Here is a 16,987-nt window from a genome sequence, read left to right as displayed (position 1 = left end):
GGACCTCACGGACCTCAAGGACCTCAAGGACCTCAAGGTCGCCGCGGTGGCCGTCGTCGACCGCAGCACCCACCTGGACCTCGACGTCCCCGACGCCCGCATCAGGCAGGCCGGTGACGACACCTGGCCGCCCCACCTGCTGCTCCTCGACGGCAGCCACCCACCCATGGCCCTGGACACGCTCACCGACCTCATCCGCGCCCACCCGGCCCGCACCGGCACGACCGTCCTCATGCTCGCGACGCCGCGCACCGATGCTGGGACCGCCGTTGGAGCCGACACGGCGCCGAACGTGGCACCGCCCACCGATGGCCAGACCGACGTAGCCATCCACCACACCGACTCCACCCTCCACATCGGCCCCGACGCGACGCTCACGGTGACCGGTCCCACAGGGACCGTCATCGCCGGCATCAGCGCTAACGCCGGGGCCACCGCCAGCGGCCTATCAGCGGCGGAGGCGCAGGGCTGCGCCGCGCTGTACGCCCTAGGCCCGGCCGACGCGCCCATGCCCAATGCGCACACCACCAGCCACGCCACCATTAGCCACGCCACCACCAGTCGCGCTACCAGCCGCAGCTGGCAGGCCTACGCGGACGCGGCGGGAGCCCTCACCTCCGCCCACGTGCTGCCTCGAGATCACCCCTCGGTCCCTCAGGGGCCAGGACAGGCCGACGTCGACCTGAGCGACGACAACGGTTGTCCCGCCGACCTCGACGACGCCTTGGACCTGGACCTAGGTGACCGCGGTGACCTCGGTGACGAAGACCGGGGGGACGAAGGCGGGGGGGACGAAGGCGGGGGGACCGAAGGCGGGGGGACCGAAGGCGGGGGGACCGAAGGCGGGGGGGACGAAGGCGGGGGGACCGAGCGGGTGGACGAACAGGGCCCTGGGCGGGTGGGCGGTGCCGGGCCAGGCAGCGGTGCCTCGGAACGCGAGGCAGCGCGAGCCATGGGTGCGGTGTCGGTGCTGGATGGGCCCGATGAGGAGTACCTCGACGTCGCGGCCACGACCCGCGAGGACCTCGAGGCGCTGGCACCAGCGGTTCCCGTCGAGGTGAGGAAGGCGGTGGCCGGCAGCGATCCGGGCCTGGATGAGGAAATCGCCGCCTGGTTCGCTGACTCCAGCAGCCTGCCCCGGTTGACGCTGCTGGGTCCGGTCGGGGCTCGGACCAGGGGAGTGCCCGTCACCAAACGGAAGCCGTACTACACCGAGCTGCTCACCTACCTCGCGACCCGCCCCCACGGCGCGACACCCGAAGAGGTCGCGGCTGCGTTCGACATCACCGCGACCAAGGCCCGCGGCTACGTCGCCACCGTCCGGGACTGGCTCGGCACTAACCCCCGCACCGGACACCCCCACATCCCCGACGCCCGGCATTCCGCCGCCGCAGAGCACCGCGGCGTCGGGGTCTACGAGGTCCAGGACCTCCTCGTCGACGCCGACCTGTTCCGCCGACTCCGACTGCGCGGCGAAACCCGCGGACCCGACGGTATCCAGGACCTGAAGCGGGCCCTGACCCTCGTGAGCGGACCACCGTTCAGCAAGCTCCGACCCGGAGGCTGGACGTGGCTGGCCGAGGGCGACCGCCTCGACCAGCATCTGCTCTGCGCGGTCGTCGACGTCGCCCACCTCGTCACCACCCACCTCCTGCACACCGGTGACCTGGACGGGGCGCGCGCTACCGCTGAGCTCGCCGCCCTCGCCGCGCCAGATGACGAGATCCCCCGCCTCGACCTGGCGGCCGTCGCCATGGCCTCCGGGCACCGCAGCACCGCCACCGACATCATCAAGACAGACATCTGCAACCGCGCCGACGACGCCGGAGCGCCGGACGAGCTGTCAGCCCGCACCCACGCCATCCTCGAACGACACGGCTGGCTCACCGACGACCGCCAGGCGGCCAGCTGACGAACGGCGACTCGGTCCGGCCCCTTCCCCTGGAGCAGACGGCCGAACGGCACCTCGTGGGCGTTCGAACGCCCCGCGGTGAGCGCCGCTCCGCACCCCCGGGCAGGCCATGACGGCATCGTTCCCCTCGGCTCCGCCTCCGAGACCAGCTGTCACCCAGGGTGTCTCTTGGCCCGCTCGAGCCCGCGCCTCGAAGCAGCCGGAGCGGCGGCAGCGGTTGTCGCCGACGGGTCGGTACGGACGCCCGGCGTGGTCACCGCCGCAGTCAGAGGTCTACACCGCAGGATGGCCTACCTGATGCGCCGCTGTGCGTGACGCAACCGTGTTCGCCAGTCCGGGTGCGTCCGCATCACCCGCGGCAGGCGCACCCTGCCGCTGCCCAACTGCCGCAACGATTCCGCGGCGCCCGGTGTGAGCGCGAACCCGACGTCGGCGGCGTAGTCATCACAGTCGAGCTCGGTCACCCGATCGCGTCGGGCCGCCAACGCCCAGGCCCCGACGGACAGCATCACCAGAGCGATGTACGTCCAGGCAATCAACCACGGTCCGAGGTCAGTCGCGACGTCCGCCGCGTCTAGCGAGGCCATCGCGATCAGCCACAGGCCCAGGGCCATGAGTGTCCCGCCCCCGACCAGCGTCGTCAGGGACTTGGTCGACCGGACCTGGTGCCCGACCTCATGAGCCAGGAGGAAGCGAATCATCTCCGGTTGTGTAGCCGCTGCCGCCGCCACGTCGCGATCCAGCACGATCCGACCCCCACGGCTGTTGGTGTACGCCAACGCGGCCACGCGCCTGGCGGGGATGAACACGGCGACCTTGCCGACACCACACGTCAGCGCCACCTCGTCCATCGCGTCCAGCACCGGCCCCGGAGTCGGGAACGTTGGCTGCGTCCTCATGCGGACCACCCTGCAACAAGGGGCAGACAACCGAGGAGACGTCGGGCGGGACTGCTGCGGATAGGCACTAGACCCTGGTGCTCGCCAACTAACAAGCCGTCCGCCGGAGGAACCGGCGCCAGTAGGGACGATCCCGGGGCTGTTCCACAGGGGATCGACTACCGGACGCGCGCCCCAGCGGCCCTCCACGCCCGATTCGGTGTTCCTGGCCTGCCGCGAGGGCGAGCCGTGTCGGTGAGGGGTCGGCTTGCGGGACGTGGGGTCAGGCTTAAAGCGCGGTCACCGGCCGCGACGGTTGGCTGTCTCGCTTGCTGGTGTCGACCTATCTGGGATGCGGTCGAGAAGTTCCTGTGCCTGCTCCGACCGAACCACCACGGTAGGCATCCACCCGAGCGGTCCGGGGTCTCGTCTGGCGATCGCCTCGTGCAGCCGTTCGGTCAGCGTCGCAGCATCGTTTGGGTCGGCAATGAGTATTGAACGCTGGTGGTCTACTGCGTCCACAACGCGAGCCAACGCGGCTTGGACAAGTTCGTCTGTCTCGCTCATGCCAGCTTTCGCCTCAACTTCTTGAGGCCGGCGGCGTAGGCCCGGTCGACCGCTGAGCGGTGCTTGCCGAGACCCTCCGCGATCAACGCCACCGGTAGACGGTAGACCAGAACGCCCAGCAGTGCAGTGGCTTCGGTGTGACCTAGTTGCTCGATCTCCCGGACGATCGCTCTGACCTGCGCCAGCTCGTCTGTCCCTAGGCCGCCGTCTGCAACGTCGTAGTGCAGCGCGTCGAGTGAACTCAGCACGTACTGGATCTCGTCCAGGACGCCCGAGATCCTCGGTCTCTCCTGGCTAAGGAGGTCGCTCCGACAGCGGTCCAGCACTGCCGCTACGTACGCCCGCGGTCTCTGCACCACGCGCGGGCGACCCGAGAGGCTGAAGAACATCGACACGGTCGCGCTCTGGAGCACGTCGTCCGCCTGTTGGCGACTGAGACCTCGGCCGATCCAGGCCGACTTGGGGGCCACAAGGGTGACCAGCGCCAGGGCCAGAGCATCATCCGACCACTCGCCCGACTGGAGAAGCGCCTCGGCCTCGGCTGTCGTCAGCTCCGATCGGATGGGCCCCACGCGGCCATTCGTAGCGGAACATGCGTCACAGTCGGCCGGCATCCCGGCAAGCCAAATGTAACATTTTGGTAACGGACCGAGAACTTTGTCGCTGTGTGGCCTCTTCAGTCATGCAGGGCCCCTCCGCAATGAAGGCTTTCGGCGACTCTCGCGGGCCACCCGGGAGATGCATCGTAGGGCGAGCAAGAACTCGGGGACCTGTAGCTGGCTCGATCAACCACACCCTCGACAGAGGAGATTCGGAGGTACGACATGGGTATGCAGGCGTCCCCCGAAGAGGTTCTGAGGGCCAGCCTGAGCAGGCGGACGGTGTTGCTCGGGGTCCCCGCGCTGGGATTCGTCGGAGCGATCACGGCAGGCTGCGGAGGCCCCGTAGTCGCGGCTGCGTCGAACCCCGCAGTACAGACCTGGTTTCTGAGCTTGTCAGCGGGTCTTGGTGCCAACATCACCACGGACGTAGTGAAGTACGGTCCCGATCGCGCTATTGAGGACTGGACGACCGTGTTTGGCGGCTGGCTGGAGAAGTGGGGCGCCCTAGGCTATTACGGCACAAAGGGCCGCGCAAAGGACGGGGACGTCTCGCCAGTGTTGCTGGTGCGGCTAACCGCGGTGGCCGAGGAGGGCACAGACCCGTTGTCGGACCAGGTGGGAGTGATCATTAATCACGGGGCCAACGGGGTGCTGTTGGATACTTGGGCATGGCAGACGTTGGCAATGTTCAGCGAGGCCTTTCTCGAAGACCGCGTCGACGCCGAACTCGCCGAAGCGAAAGCACTGCTAGCCGTATCTCTGATGCCCTCCGGGGAGCGTGCCGTCGAAGTGACGTCGCCCGGCAACCTCGTCGCGGCCGTTACCTACGTCACTGCAGTTGGGGGGTACGTCGAGTTGGCCCGAGTCGAGGAGCCGGACCACACGCACACCGGTCGAATCAAGATCAGCGGTATTCCAGACCAATCGGGTCAGGCACGGGTGCAGGAGTTCGTCCTGCCAGTTGCTGCTGCTGAGGTGTGAGGGGTGGCGCGACTGGCTGGGTGGCCCTTCTGCGCATCACGCCGCTCGGCCACCCAGACCCTGCGCCAGAACCACAATCGACTGCGGACACGGGCTCGGCCTGGTCCGGCGGGTCCCCCGAGTCCCGCGACGTCGACGGCAAGCGATCGCCTGCCGCGACGGCATCAGCGGCTGTAGCGCCGGACCCAGAACAGCGCCCGAGCAGGACCAGGGTCCCGGCGCCCCAGACCAGCGCACCAAGAGACCGGTCGCCGGTGACGAGGAACAGCGCTGCTCCGGTCAGCGAGAACAACATTGCGACGAGCACCACTGTGATGTATGCGAGACCAATACGAGGCGGGAGTGTGGGCGACTCGCCTGGCTTAGTCCACAAACCCACCCGTTGAAAGAAGTGCACGTCTGTGACAATGCCACGAAAGCTCCGGCTGAGAACCAGGAACGGAGCGGCGTTCCGCACGCCGACCGGTTGCTGGCGTGAAATCCGGAGTCGAGGGCCCTCGCGCGCCGCGTCCGCCATCCTCAGCCGGACAGCTCGGCCCGCGGCCCTCAACGCCGGATTCCGCCTCCATCACCCGCCGCGAGGGCTCGCGGTGTCGGTGAGGGGTCGTCGCTTGGGGTAGGCAGGCCCGATGCCCACCGTGGAGAACCAAGACCCCAGTCCGGTCACCGACTACGACTCCTTCGCGCAGGCGTACTCCCGCACCAACGAGTCCAGCCTCCTTAACGCGTTCTACGAGCGACCGGCAATGGTCCACCTCGCCGGGGACGTCAGTCGGCACCGGGTGCTGGACGCCGGCTGCGGGTCAGGTCCACTGTCCGCGGCGCTGCGAGCGAATGGGGCGGTCATGACCGGTTTCGACTCCAGCGCCGCGATGGTCGACCTGGCCCGGCAGAGGCTCGGGGACGACGCCGACCTGCTCGTGGCGGACCTCGGCGGGCCCCTGCCCTTCGACGACAACGTCTTCGACGACGTCGTCGCCTCGCTGGTCCTGCACTACCTGCAGGACTGGGTCGCCCCTCTGAACGAGCTCCGCCGCGTGCTGAAGCCGGGTGGACGGCTCGTGCTGTCGGTGCCCCATCCCAGCGTCTACCTGGTCAACTACGGCGGCGCCACCTATTTCGACGTCACGCAGTACTCGGAGGAGTTCACCTTCGACGACCAGACAGCCACCCTCACGTACTGGCACCGCCCGCTGCACGCCATGACCGACGCCTTCACCGAGGCGGGCTTCCGCCTCGCAGCCGTGAGCGAGCCGTCCATCGCCGCCGACACGCCTCCCGAGCTGCTGGACCCGCACCTCGCTGGCCGCACAGCGTTCGTGTGCTTCCTCTTCTTCGTCCTGGATGCGTCCACGGTCGGCAGCACCTGACACGGCGTAACCCGCCAAGCAGCGACAGGGCTGTCGGCGCAACGACCGTTCCGAGCTGACGATCGATCAGCGGGGGCACCGTGGCGCTGCTGCAGGCGCGGTGCCTGTGCCCCCAGCTTTGGTTCTCACAAGCCGTCTGGCTGTCCGTCGGCTGCGGCATCGTGGACGCCGTGAAGCGACCGACGCTCCCCGAGATCGAGTCCGCCCTCCGCGCTTCCTGGGGACCGGACACCTCGTACGCCAGCGACGCCTACATGGCCCGGGGAGCTGACCAGCTCTCGCGCGGGCAGTGCGGCACGACCGCACTGGTCGTTCATGAGCTGCTGGGCGGTGACCTGATGGTGGCCGACCTCGAGCACGAGGGACGCGTCGAAGGAGTCCACTACTGGAGCGTGCTGCCCGACGGCGTCGAGGTGGACCTCACGCGGGACCAACTGACCCCGCACGAGCGCCTGGTCAACGCACGCCGGGTGGCTGTGCCGAGGAACCGGTCCTCAGCGGGCGAACCGGCGTTCCTGGTGCTTCGCGCCCGAGTGGCCCTCGCCCTCGAGCGGGCCCAGAGCGTGCGTGCTGTTCGGACTGAGTGATGCCTCGCGGTACCTCCGCGGACCATCGTCACCTGGGCCCGCCGCCAGGAAAGCCTGGTTCAGGTCCTCAACGAGTCGATGACCTCTTCCAGGACGCCTCGCGCACGTCGGACCTCCTTCTCGGCAGCCTCGAGGCGGTGGCGCTGCTGGATCAGGTCCGCCAGCAGCGCCGGACTGCGCTCGGCGGGCGGCGCCTGCAGGCACGGCAGCAGCTGGGCGATCTTCGAGCTGCACAGGCCGGCGGCGAACAGCTCCTGCACCCGGATGACCCGCTCGACCGCGGCCGCTTCGTAGCGGCGGTGCCCCGCCGGGGTCCGCGCGCTGCAGAGTAGGCCCTGCTGCTCGTAGTACCGCAGCGACCGCGGGCTCACCCCGGTGCTCGCGGCCAGCTCACCGATCCGCATCGCTGCCCCCTCCGCCTCAACCGGTCGCACCATGCTTGCACCTGACACCGGTGTCAGCTCCTACCGTCCTGCCATGACCACCCAGGAACCAAGCTCCGAGGACACGACCAGCCCCACGACCGGCCCGACGACCCCTGGGGTGCGACAGCTACGGCTGGTCGTCGAGGCCGCCGACTACGACCAAGCCGTCGCGTTCTACCGCGACGTGCTCGGTCTTCCCGAACAGGCAGCGTTCCAGGGCGAAGGCGGCGCCCGTGTCGCCATCCTCGACGCAGGACGCGCCACCCTGGAGATCGCCAACCCCGCCCAGAAGCGCATGATCGACGACGTCGAGGTCGGTCGACAGGTCGCACCCACCCTCCGCGTCGCCTTCGAGGTCGACGACGCCGTCGCGACCACCCGTGCCCTGCTCGACGCCGGCGCCCAGCAGGTCGCCCCGCCGACCCAGACACCCTGGCGCTCGGTCAACGCCCGCCTCCAGGCACCAGCCGGGCTCCAGATCACCGTCTTCCACGAGCAGGAACCGCTCGAAGACCGCACCACTCGACCCGGCTTCGGAACCTCACGCCAGTAGCGGATCCTGTTCCGGCGTTGGGGAGCGCCCGACGACGCACTTGGGGGCCTAATCCTGGACGACGTGGCCCTGGCCGCGGCCAGCGTGGTCAATGTGAAGAACCCGGAAGTGGTCGCGGAAGCCGATACCGGCCTCGCGCTGGCCCTCACGGCCTCCCGGTGGCGTGGTGAGCGGGAAGCGCATCCCAAGCGGAGCGGAAGCGTCGATGCTGGAGGGCCTCGGGCCGCCCACTGGATAGCCAGGAGACGCCGGAGGTGTCATGTCCTCACGGAGGTCGTCGCGGCCGGTGAAGTGCTCCACGGCCGCCACGTGGAACATGGCGCCATGCGTCATGGCGAGCATGTAGGCGTCAGCAAGGAGGGCGGACGGCTTGAGGCGCAGTTGGGTGACCTCCAAGCCTTGCAAGTGGCCGGCCACCTTCGGCTGAGCGAGCACCTCGAGGACGGGCTGATCGAAGATATCGACCACTCCGGGTCCGGTGAAGGCACTGAGCGGAATGGTGCCGTCCGCGTCGGGTCCAGTTGGCAGGGAAACAAGCCGCATGTCTGACCTGGCGCGCACGGCGAGGCCATGCTTCACCTTGTTGTGCCCGGCTTGAAGGTCGATCGGGACCCCGGTACTGAGTAGCGTCGCCGCGTAGTGCAGCCAGTCGACGAAGACATTGCAGGCATCCACAACTTCGGAGTTGCTTCGGGCTGTCTCGCGTTCCTCTGGCTCGACGAGGGCACAGAAGACGTGCTCCCCTGCCCCCGGCCGCTCGGCGCTTGCGTTGAGGCGCTTGACGACGTCCGCGGTCTGCTTGGGTCCACAAGCGATCTCAGCCCAAAGAGACGGAGCGCCCATCTTGGAGTCCGGGGCGAGACGGGCGCACGCGAGCCGCAGGAGGGCTTCGGCCGCGTGGTGCCGAACTGCTAGCGCGTCGGCGGCAACCTGCGCGTGCACGTCAAGGGCGCGAAAGGGACCGGCGACGACCGGACGGTGCAGATACTGGTTGAGCTCGGCACGGATGCTGCCGGGCTCGGGCGCGGGCAGCGGCTCGCCCGCGCCGGCTCTCTCATGCCAGGCCAGCAGCGAGGCGATTCGTGAACTGAAGTACTGGAAGGGGTCCGAGGCCAGGAAGGTGTCGTCGAGCTCCCGGGCCTGCTCCGCAGTGAGGTGCTTCCCGTCCGGCGGTGGATACATGCCACGAACCGTATGGCGATCGCTGACGTGACGCTCCTGGCGGTCGCCCGTGGTCAGTCGGCACCCTGCCGGGGCCTCAAGGACTTACTGCGGTTCGGATGCTCGCTTCACGGTCTCCGCGATGCCCTGCAACCGCTCCCGGTAGTCGTGCCAGAAGGTCTCGGCGCCATCAGGCAGGTTGAGGGCCTGCGGTCGCATACCCGCCACGCCGTCAAGCTGTTCACGCACGACGTCGACATGCCCCGCGTGGCGGTGCGTCTCGGCGATGACGTGCACCAGCATCCGATTCAGCGTCACGGGGTTGGCCGACGAAGACCACCACGGCACCTGACCGAGCGTGCCCAAGTCCAGGGCGCTGACCGTGGCGTCAGAGTGGGCCCAGACCCGACGGTAGAGACCCGAGACGTCGGCCGGGGACTCTTGAGCGGTCGCGAACATGTCGGCGTTCGGTCCGGCCTCTTCCTCCATCCACGGCAGAGGTTCGGCAAAGGGTCGCCCGAAGACCAGGCCCAGGTACTCCGCCTCAGTCCCGGCCACGTGCTTGACGACTCCCAGGACGTTGGTGCCGGTAGACGTCATGGGAAGACGTGCGTCGTTTTCCGAGAGACCGTCCAGCTTCCACAGCAAGGCCTCACGTCCGAGTTGCAGGTAGTGCAGGAGCATCGCCTTCTCATCCGCGCCGGTTCCGCCGCTCCGCCCGTCCATGACCCGCACCATGCCGGACAACTTCGTGCCCGACAACGGCAGATGACAGAAGCCTGCGCTAAGCCTGGCAAACCGGGCCAGCTTCGCCTGCTGTAAACAGGTCTCGCTGGGCCTGTGGTGCTCGGGCCGCGTCCCGATAGACCCGCTGCCGGCACGGACGGGGCCAGCATCTCCCTGGCGTGTCGCAGGGGGGGCTCACGTAGCGTGCCCAGCGACTCGAGTGCGGGCCCGGGGAGCACTCTGCGCTGGAGGGGATATGCCCACGCCGTCAGACCAGCAGCCGGACGAGCCGCCCAACCATCAACCCGACGAGCCAGTGGACCCGCTGGACCCGACTCCGGTTGCAGGTGACGCGGTGAGCCCGGTCGTGGCGTCGCGGGGCTGGTTCCAGCAGCCGCTGGTCCTCATCCCCGCCGCAGCGCTCGCCGTGGGCGCCGCCGCCATTGCCCTGACCGCCAGCACCGGCCTCTGGCCGGACGCAGGCAACACCGACGACGAACTCGCCGCCGCCCTTGAACCCACCGCGAGCGCCTCAGCGTCAGCTCCGCCCCCAACCGAACCGCCACCCACGGCCACCCCGACGCCCTCGCTGGTCCCCCCACCGTCACTCCCTCCCCCGTCACCGGTCGCGACGGCCGTGGAAGTCGTTACCGCCGCACCCACCGACACAGCACCCACCGATGAGGGGATCGTCGACACAGCACCCGCCGATGGCGTGGCCGTGGACGAGGCCCCCGCCGCCACGGAGTCTCGTCCCGGCGACGTCATCCGAGACCCCGCCGGCGCACCCGCACCCGCACCCGCACGGCCAGAATTCACCTGTGACATGCCGATCACCAACACCGGGTTCGGCGCCGACCCCGCCCTCGACACCGCCCCACCACGCCAGCAGGAAGCCCGGGAAGCCGCCCGCAACCTCGACATCACGGCGCCCTCACGACCACAGCTCGTCGCCGCGCTGGAGAACCAGCGGTTCTCCACCGAGGACGCCAATTGCGCCGCCGACGGCGTCCCCGACATCGACTGGAATTACTACGCGGCTGGATCCGCCGGCTCGGCCGCGAGCACGCGGAACATCACCGACCCCGCCGAGCTCACGCAGTACCTCCTCGACGAGGGCTTCACCCCGGAACAGGCGGCGTACGGCGTCTCCCAGGCCCTGCCGTGACCCACCCCGTAGTCGCCCCCCATCTGCTGCCCAGGCCCGGGGTCGCGTCCCCCCGCTCGGTCTAGCGACCGGGGAGGCCGCGCGCGACCTCACCAGCCCGCGCAAACTGCCCGAAGGTGACCTCGCGCTAGCTCGCCCACCCGGCGCATGGACCCGCGACCCCAGCCGCGTCTGGGCCCGGCCCCCTGCGACTCAGATGACGATCGGCTGCGGGACGGTCTGCGCAGAGCCGTGCCGGGCTGCGGCGAAGGACGTCGTGAACGACAGCGTCGCGCACGAGGTCGCAGGACCTCAGAATCGCAACATCGTCGCGTCCCCGAACCGTCGGTAACCGACGGCCTGGTAGATCCCGTTCGACGTGGGGTTGTCGAGGTCGGTGAAGAGCATGGCGCGGTGACCGAGGGCTAGGACCTGCGCGGTGACGTCCGCGGTCAGCGCCGACGCGTACCCCCTGCGCCGCTGATCCGGCGGGGTCCACACCGGACCCACCCGAGCCATGCCGGCGCGCGAGGTCCGGACGGCAAGCAACGCGACCGTCTCGTCGGCGACTGTCGTCCCGGCGACGCGCACCGCAGGGACGGTCCACAGGTGCACGCGCCGCTCCGCGAGCATGGTGGTGACCAGATGCGGCGGCGCCGGGTCGAGGCCGGCCTCGACTGCGAAGTCCCGCAGCCACCCGGTGACGAGGGCCGCGTCGGTGGACGCCGCGAGCCGAAACGAGCCCGGGACCCCGGCTGGCCGCACGACCTCGTCGCAGACGTACACGCCCTGCCGCATCTCCCGGGCCACCACAGTCCCCGTCCTCCCGGTCCAGCGACGAACGAATGCGCGGGCACTGCCGTCCGGCCCCGCGGCCCCCACCACGTCGGCGCCCCAGACGTGCAGCGCGTCAGCGAACGCGGCCGCCTCGTCGTCGTCGCAGCGCGACAGCGCCACGGGCAGGCCCGGCGTGACGACAGCCACCGCAGTCGGCTCCCCGTCGCGCTCGAGCCATAGGTACGCGGACCGCGCCTCGCCGCGGGCGGCCTCGGCGGTGGCCACCGTGGCCACGATGTTGGTGCTCACTGCGTCGACGACGAGCAGGGAGGCGCACCGGTTGAGCAGCTCTGACGGGGAACCTCGGCGGACCTCCACGGCGACAAGCGTGCCCGCCGGGCCCACGGCGGCACCAGCGGCTTCCGTCACCGAAAGTCATCCCTTGTGAGACAGGGCGGGGAGCAGGTAACGGCCACGGCGCCAGGCGCTGACGGAAGCCGGTAGAGGGTCGGCTTGGGGAACGGCGATGAATCCACCCGGGAATGTCACTCGTTCACACACCAGACGCGAGTTCGAAGTCCATAAGCCGCGTGAAGCGCAGCTTGGGGTCACTCCGCATATTTAGATTAGGGATACCGCGGCAGGTATCGACGCCCCAGAAGCGCCAACAAAGGCGCCAGCTGTCAGGCCTCAAGATGAAGCCGCTGCGCAAGACGTATCGAGCCTTCCCGTTGGCCGTCCTGAAGCAAATGTGAGGAACGGTTCTTGCGCCGCATTGTCAGGTTTGCTCGCACCTCTCTTTCCAAACGAAAATTGCCATGTAGCCCCAAGATGGACAACATGCGCTGGTACTGCGGCAACGACAGCAGGGCCGTCACCAGATGTTCTGCCTCCAGCGCAGATCCCTCGGCGCGCGCCGTGCGCATTGCAGCCTGTGCGGCCACCGCGAGGCCACCCGTGGACTCAACAGACGAGTACCGAGCTTTCAGGTATCGCTCCGTCAACTCCGTTCGGAACGCGCCGCCTAGATCCGACCACAAAGACCCGCTGTACGGCATCGCCCACTTGTCAACATACGCGAGTATGAAGTGAGCCCCTCCAGGTTCTTGGTGTCCGAGCTTATCGGCGAGGCGTTCGGCCGCCTCATTCAGACGGACAGAACTTGCCGCCAGCGGTGCCGCAGCATGCGCGTCCTCCTCTGCGGCCTGACGCCCGGTCGCGCAGACGGCCAGCGATGCCCACGAGATGGGCATCTCGGAAAGGGCAGCTGGCTGCACCTCGTTTCGCCAACGATTCAACTGCTCTCGCTGAAATTGCGACACAGCCTCACTCCCCGACCTTCCCTCGATTAGCAGCGTGATCAAACTACCAACTGCCTGATCAGATGTGTCAACTAGGGGAAAAAGAGTCGTAACGACGGTGTGCGCACCGCGAATAAGGAACGCAGGAGCCAGGCTCAACCATTCTCCGGCGCTAGACGCCGCCAGGTCCGAGGCGTCGCACGCCAAGAGAGACACCTGACCAGGAAAGTCATTCCCATTGGCCTTCAGAACTTCGAGGGCAGTCAACTTGATGGGCGAGCCATCCTCGCGTTCGCCTAGCACCAGCGCACCTCCTGAAGGATTATTGGCGCTACCGACGGTCGCATGACATCCGAATAGTAGCCCCTTGCTACTTCCTAGCCTGCTGATATCGTCGATCAGCTGAGTCTTGCTCACGCGCGGGCCCGGAGCCCAGTGGTCACCACCTATGACGACACATTCCGGCTGTAGTCGCTCGTGGATTGACCGAGCCGCCGGCAAGGCCGGGAAGATCGATGAGTTTGTCGTGTCTAGAATTGCTAATGCCACTGGTGCGGGGCCTACAGATCGGCGCGAAGACTCTGCCAAAACAGTGGCTGACGGCGCCAGTACCCAGTCTGCTAGTTCCACGAGTCGAGTAGAATCGACCAAAACCCGGTTAGACACAGTTACGGCAAACAGAGACCAAGGCACCCACCCCAATTCAGGCGCCGGGGCGATCACCAGCTTTAGGCGCGATTCGCTTCCATTTGCTCGCCTTGAGAGTTCATCACGCAATTCCGCGGGAATGAAGCTGCGCCCCAACCGATGCGCCAGCTTGGCTTCATCCTCTCGACCTCTCGCTAGTTTGCCCCGCATGACTCGCCAGTCCATTTCGGCAGCGGACTCTCCCTCTTGTGCCAGAGGCAGGCAGTCCTTGAGTTCCTGCAATGCCGTAGTTGCGACTGCGCCTTGCGACAAATCGATCACGCCTCGGTAGCAATCACCAAGCGGTGGGACCAGGGCCCACACCAACTCCTCACCTGCGAGCCAGAACGACCACCACCATGCGCCAGGTCCTGCAGCAGCTGCGGCCGCACGCTCCAGATCAACTGGGTCGTGTATATGGCTGGTGCGGTACCAGAGGGCACAGCCACGCACCCTTACCGTCGGGGGATCACTGAGCTGAAGAGATTCGTCGCTGTCAAGACCTTCAGCTTGGACGGCAGGAAGTGCCTGAAGGCGAGACATCTCGAGTATCTCCGCAACTACTTCGGCTGCTGCGCCGGATCGTACGGCAGCCCTAAGTGCCGTCGATGTAGCCTCGATCGCGAGCGCCCCTATGGCCGCACGGCCGACTGGCGTGGACACAGAATGCCGAAGGTTGTCCAGCGAGGTGAGCGCTTCGAATGCCAAGGTCATGCTTGACTTGGGGTTATCGTGAAGAACGGCCCTCGACTGGGCTGCAAGTGACCTCGCCGCTGACGCACCGAAACCCAGATGCGATATTAGACCGTGCGAGTCACTGTTCCAGTCCTCCCCTGACTCGGCCCGGTCTGCGAGCAGGAGTTCGAGCGACGCAGCATCCTGGACGAGCGAAGAGTGTCGTGTATGCAAGATCAATTCTTGGCTATTCATTCGATCACCCACCGCGAACCGACGCAACCAAGGAATCGTCAGAATGCTCGCACTACCTAGGCGGTACCACTTCTCGACGCCACCTCGTAGACCCAAAATGGCTGCGGCTGTTCCGCCAATCTGAGCAATACGAACTCGTTCCTGGGCCCATACTCCTCCGGGCATGATTCGCCTCGCCTCCCGAGCCTCCCGATGCGCCAAGTTCGGATACCGAGTGAGGTACGCCTCGGCGAGACACATCCGCAACAGCCCTTGCTGTGCCCGACTTCGAGGACTATCGATGGATTGCAGCATCTCGGATACTTCTCGGATGGTTAGGTCGGGTCGACCCGTTCGGCTATTGCAAAGTGCTGTCAACCACCGTCTCTGAGGGTCCTTCCTGTCCTCGGGTTGGGTCAGCCGCTGCAGGACATCTTGGGCTGCTCGGGGCTGGCCAACTTCGAGCATGGCAAACGCAAGCCGCTTGGAAACGTCGGGATCCTCCGGGAGCAAGTCCCGCCTCAACTTGGCTAGTTCGAGCGCCTCTTCCTCCCGACATTGCATCAGCAGGGCATCGATGTCGCGAGTTGACTGCGTCGAATCTCCTAGCCACAAACCTCGACGTGGCGGACGCTTTCCTAGCAACCGGAATAGTATTACGACCGATGATACGAGTGCGATGACTATTGTTTGTCCGCTACACAAGAACACTAACCCAAGGAACGCCGCAAGAGCTGCCAGCAGATGCAACTTCTTCAGGCCCAGGAGCAACCACAGGACAACCACGGTGAACGCAAAGAGTCTCGCTTGCTCGAAACTCAGCGCCAGCAACGTGGCCCCAAGGTACGCAAATTGCAGGATGTGGGCCCTCTGACTAACACATAACACTGTCGCTAGTTCAGCCACGGTCAGCTCGGTGTCTTGCCGAGCAGTCTGCACTATCGACTGAACGGTTGCATCTGCCAAGAACGTTACCGGGATACCCACTACGCAAAGCGCGAAGGCCACTGCGTACTCTGGTCTACCGACGAGGGCCAGCACGAGTGCGCAACTGAATAGAGCCGTACCCCATGCAACGCTGACCCACAAGCAAGTGCGCGGAGCACGCCCGCGTTGCAAGACAAACAGGACCACGATGCTCGTCGAGGTAGCAGCATAGACCCCCGTTCCGAGCCACAACGCAGGGCAAAGTAGCGCTAAACGAGCGATTAGCAGGTGGGGGGGCAACGGACTACACCAAACTTCTTCATTATTCGACGCTCTCTATGGCTTCGACCAGTTGGTCGGCGACCTCTTCATCTTGAGTTTGATCGCTTAAGGCGACAATCTTAGATCGATCGCCGCGCGACACCCTAACCTCTATCGATACTGAGCTGCCCTTCTCTTTCCGAAGTCTCTTGGCTAGGGCTACTCCGGCGTTCGCGCCCATCATTAACGTGACGACGCTGGCAACTGCGTTCATGGTTGGGACAACAAGTTCCACAACGTCTACCATGCCCGCGCCACGTGTTTCTACGACGGGAACGGCTAGGTCCATGGCCACGAGCTCTGTAGCGATAGGTGCTGGCATCGACAGACGGATGAGTTTCATGGCAGTAGCATCGGGGGCAGGCGACGCTCGCGCCATGAATCATTCGCATTTTCTGTTCACAGGCACTGTGCTCCGAGAATGGTCGGTTGTTGGGCTTCCCCTCGCAAGTTCCTTGCAGGGTTGTCGAGGCGGGTGACGCGATGCGGTTCATCCGACCAACTAGCCAGCGTCAGTTGAGGATCCTCTGCGGGACGTCGAGGCTCGCCCCGCTCGACATGCGCCTCGGCGGCCGTCTCTCGCCGGCAGGCGGTCGGCTTGCGGGACGGTCACGGCATGCCTTCATCAGGTGAGGGTAGGTGGCGGGGAGCTGCAGCGTGCACGCACGAGGGGGCCGGGAGTCCGTGGGGCCGCAGGAGTCGGAGGGCTTCGTCGGACGGTGCTTTTCTGCTTCGGGGCAGAGCGCTATGAACGACGAAAAGAGCCGTCTGCGTTCTTGTAGACCGGTGGGATGAGCCATCGTGGTCGCTCGAACACGTACAGGCATATGCCTAGGGGGGCGAGCAACAGGGCTGGCACCCCCAGGGCTATGAGCAACAGATCGGGAGGCGGTGCGTCGAAGAGGAGCGGAGCCCCTTTCCCGATGGCGCCCGTCAGTGACAGCAGGACGATGACCGGGCCGCCGACCGTGTGCGTGTAGCGGAAGGTGTTGCCACCTCTGGGAGTGGATCTGGGGTCGCGGCGCCAATCCCTTACAGCCTCAGTGGTCATCCAGACACCGACCGCAGCAACGGCTAGGCACAGCAGGACCGTTGTCACCAGCCTTCCCCCGCTACGCCGAGACACGACAGCCCCGATCGCGTCCCTCGATGTGGT

16 protein-coding genes are annotated in these 16,987 nt (G+C 66.8%); 6 read left to right on the top strand and 10 right to left on the bottom strand.

Annotated elements, in window-relative coordinates; translation table 11 throughout:
- Nucleotides 1-1,912, top strand: a 1,912-nt coding sequence (locus ACR80Q_RS17990; RefSeq protein ID WP_502361615.1) for an AfsR/SARP family transcriptional regulator, incomplete at its 5' end; no start/stop codon positions are given.
- 290 nt (nucleotides 1,913-2,202) lie between these two features.
- Here ACR80Q_RS17990 and ACR80Q_RS17985 read toward each other — a convergent pair.
- The 3 genes from ACR80Q_RS17985 to ACR80Q_RS17975 form a co-directional block, all read right to left on the bottom strand.
- A complete protein-coding gene (locus ACR80Q_RS17985; protein ID WP_435379034.1) occupies nucleotides 2,203-2,811 on the bottom strand; it encodes a M48 family metalloprotease in 609 nt (202 codons plus the stop codon).
- A 279-nt stretch (nucleotides 2,812-3,090) separates the two neighbouring features.
- Nucleotides 3,091-3,357: a hypothetical protein gene (locus ACR80Q_RS17980; protein WP_435379033.1), complete on the bottom strand. Its 267-nt coding sequence runs from the start codon at nucleotides 3,355-3,357 to the stop codon at nucleotides 3,091-3,093.
- Nucleotides 3,354-3,929 carry an RNA polymerase sigma factor gene (locus ACR80Q_RS17975; protein WP_435379032.1) on the bottom strand — a complete coding sequence of 192 codons (576 nt, stop codon included), beginning with the start codon at nucleotides 3,927-3,929 and terminating at the stop codon, nucleotides 3,354-3,356. Before ACR80Q_RS17975 ends, ACR80Q_RS17980 begins: the two co-directional genes overlap by 4 nt.
- Nucleotides 3,930-4,181: 252 nt before the next feature.
- Here ACR80Q_RS17975 and ACR80Q_RS17970 point away from each other — a divergent pair, with 252 nt between their 5' ends.
- From ACR80Q_RS17970 to ACR80Q_RS17960, 3 genes are all read left to right on the top strand, one after another.
- Nucleotides 4,182-4,940, top strand: coding sequence for a hypothetical protein (locus ACR80Q_RS17970; protein ID WP_435379031.1), 759 nt, complete (start codon nucleotides 4,182-4,184; stop codon nucleotides 4,938-4,940).
- 629 nt (nucleotides 4,941-5,569) lie between these two features.
- Nucleotides 5,570-6,310 carry a class I SAM-dependent methyltransferase gene (locus tag ACR80Q_RS17965; protein ID WP_435379030.1) on the top strand — a complete coding sequence of 247 codons (741 nt, stop codon included), beginning with the start codon at nucleotides 5,570-5,572 and terminating at the stop codon, nucleotides 6,308-6,310.
- Between the two features lie 80 nt (nucleotides 6,311-6,390).
- The gene (locus tag ACR80Q_RS17960) at nucleotides 6,391-6,897 is read left to right on the top strand and encodes a YunG family protein (protein WP_435379029.1); all 507 of its coding nucleotides are present in this window, start codon (nucleotides 6,391-6,393) and stop codon (nucleotides 6,895-6,897) included.
- Between the two features lie 59 nt (nucleotides 6,898-6,956).
- Here the strand turns inward: ACR80Q_RS17960 and ACR80Q_RS17955 are convergent, their stop codons facing one another.
- Nucleotides 6,957-7,334, bottom strand: a complete 378-nt coding sequence (locus ACR80Q_RS17955; protein ID WP_435379028.1) for a MerR family transcriptional regulator — start codon at nucleotides 7,332-7,334, stop codon at nucleotides 6,957-6,959.
- A gap of 40 nt (nucleotides 7,335-7,374) precedes the next feature.
- On the opposite strand from ACR80Q_RS17955, the gene ACR80Q_RS17950 reads away from it, so the two are divergent.
- Nucleotides 7,375-7,875 (top strand): VOC family protein, encoded by a 501-nt coding sequence (locus ACR80Q_RS17950; RefSeq protein WP_435379027.1) that lies wholly within the window; start codon nucleotides 7,375-7,377, stop codon nucleotides 7,873-7,875.
- 48 nt (nucleotides 7,876-7,923) lie between these two features.
- Here ACR80Q_RS17950 and ACR80Q_RS17945 read toward each other — a convergent pair whose 3' ends face one another.
- Nucleotides 7,924-9,057: a hypothetical protein gene (locus ACR80Q_RS17945; RefSeq protein ID WP_435379026.1), complete on the bottom strand. Its 1,134-nt coding sequence runs from the start codon at nucleotides 9,055-9,057 to the stop codon at nucleotides 7,924-7,926.
- A gap of 84 nt (nucleotides 9,058-9,141) precedes the next feature.
- On the bottom strand, nucleotides 9,142-9,798 hold the full coding sequence (locus ACR80Q_RS17940; protein WP_435379025.1) for a DinB family protein: 657 nt from the start codon (nucleotides 9,796-9,798) through the stop codon (nucleotides 9,142-9,144).
- A 319-nt stretch (nucleotides 9,799-10,117) separates the two neighbouring features.
- Between ACR80Q_RS17940 and ACR80Q_RS17935 the strand changes: the two genes are divergently transcribed.
- Nucleotides 10,118-10,930: a hypothetical protein gene (locus ACR80Q_RS17935; protein WP_435379024.1), complete on the top strand. Its 813-nt coding sequence runs from the start codon at nucleotides 10,118-10,120 to the stop codon at nucleotides 10,928-10,930.
- A gap of 291 nt (nucleotides 10,931-11,221) precedes the next feature.
- Here the strand turns inward: ACR80Q_RS17935 and ACR80Q_RS17930 are convergent, their stop codons facing one another.
- The 4 genes from ACR80Q_RS17930 to ACR80Q_RS17915 all read right to left on the bottom strand — a co-directional run.
- The gene (locus ACR80Q_RS17930) at nucleotides 11,222-12,064 is read right to left on the bottom strand and encodes a GNAT family N-acetyltransferase (protein WP_435379023.1); all 843 of its coding nucleotides are present in this window, start codon (nucleotides 12,062-12,064) and stop codon (nucleotides 11,222-11,224) included.
- Nucleotides 12,065-12,369: 305 nt separating this feature from the next.
- Nucleotides 12,370-13,956, bottom strand: a complete 1,587-nt coding sequence (locus tag ACR80Q_RS17925; protein WP_435379022.1) for a CHAT domain-containing protein — start codon at nucleotides 13,954-13,956, stop codon at nucleotides 12,370-12,372.
- A 1,876-nt stretch (nucleotides 13,957-15,832) separates the two neighbouring features.
- Nucleotides 15,833-16,174 carry a hypothetical protein gene (locus ACR80Q_RS17920; RefSeq protein ID WP_435379021.1) on the bottom strand — a complete coding sequence of 114 codons (342 nt, stop codon included), beginning with the start codon at nucleotides 16,172-16,174 and terminating at the stop codon, nucleotides 15,833-15,835.
- Between the two features lie 402 nt (nucleotides 16,175-16,576).
- Nucleotides 16,577-16,987 (bottom strand): hypothetical protein (locus ACR80Q_RS17915; protein WP_435379020.1); only part of this gene is annotated, 411 nt, incomplete at its 5' end.

This window comes from Aquipuribacter aurantiacus, assembly GCF_051216895.1.
Lineage (GTDB): Bacteria > Actinomycetota > Actinomycetes > Actinomycetales > JBBAYJ01 > Aquipuribacter.
Note: the sequence above shows the minus strand (reverse complement) of the source record. Positions and strands in the feature narration are given on the sequence as shown.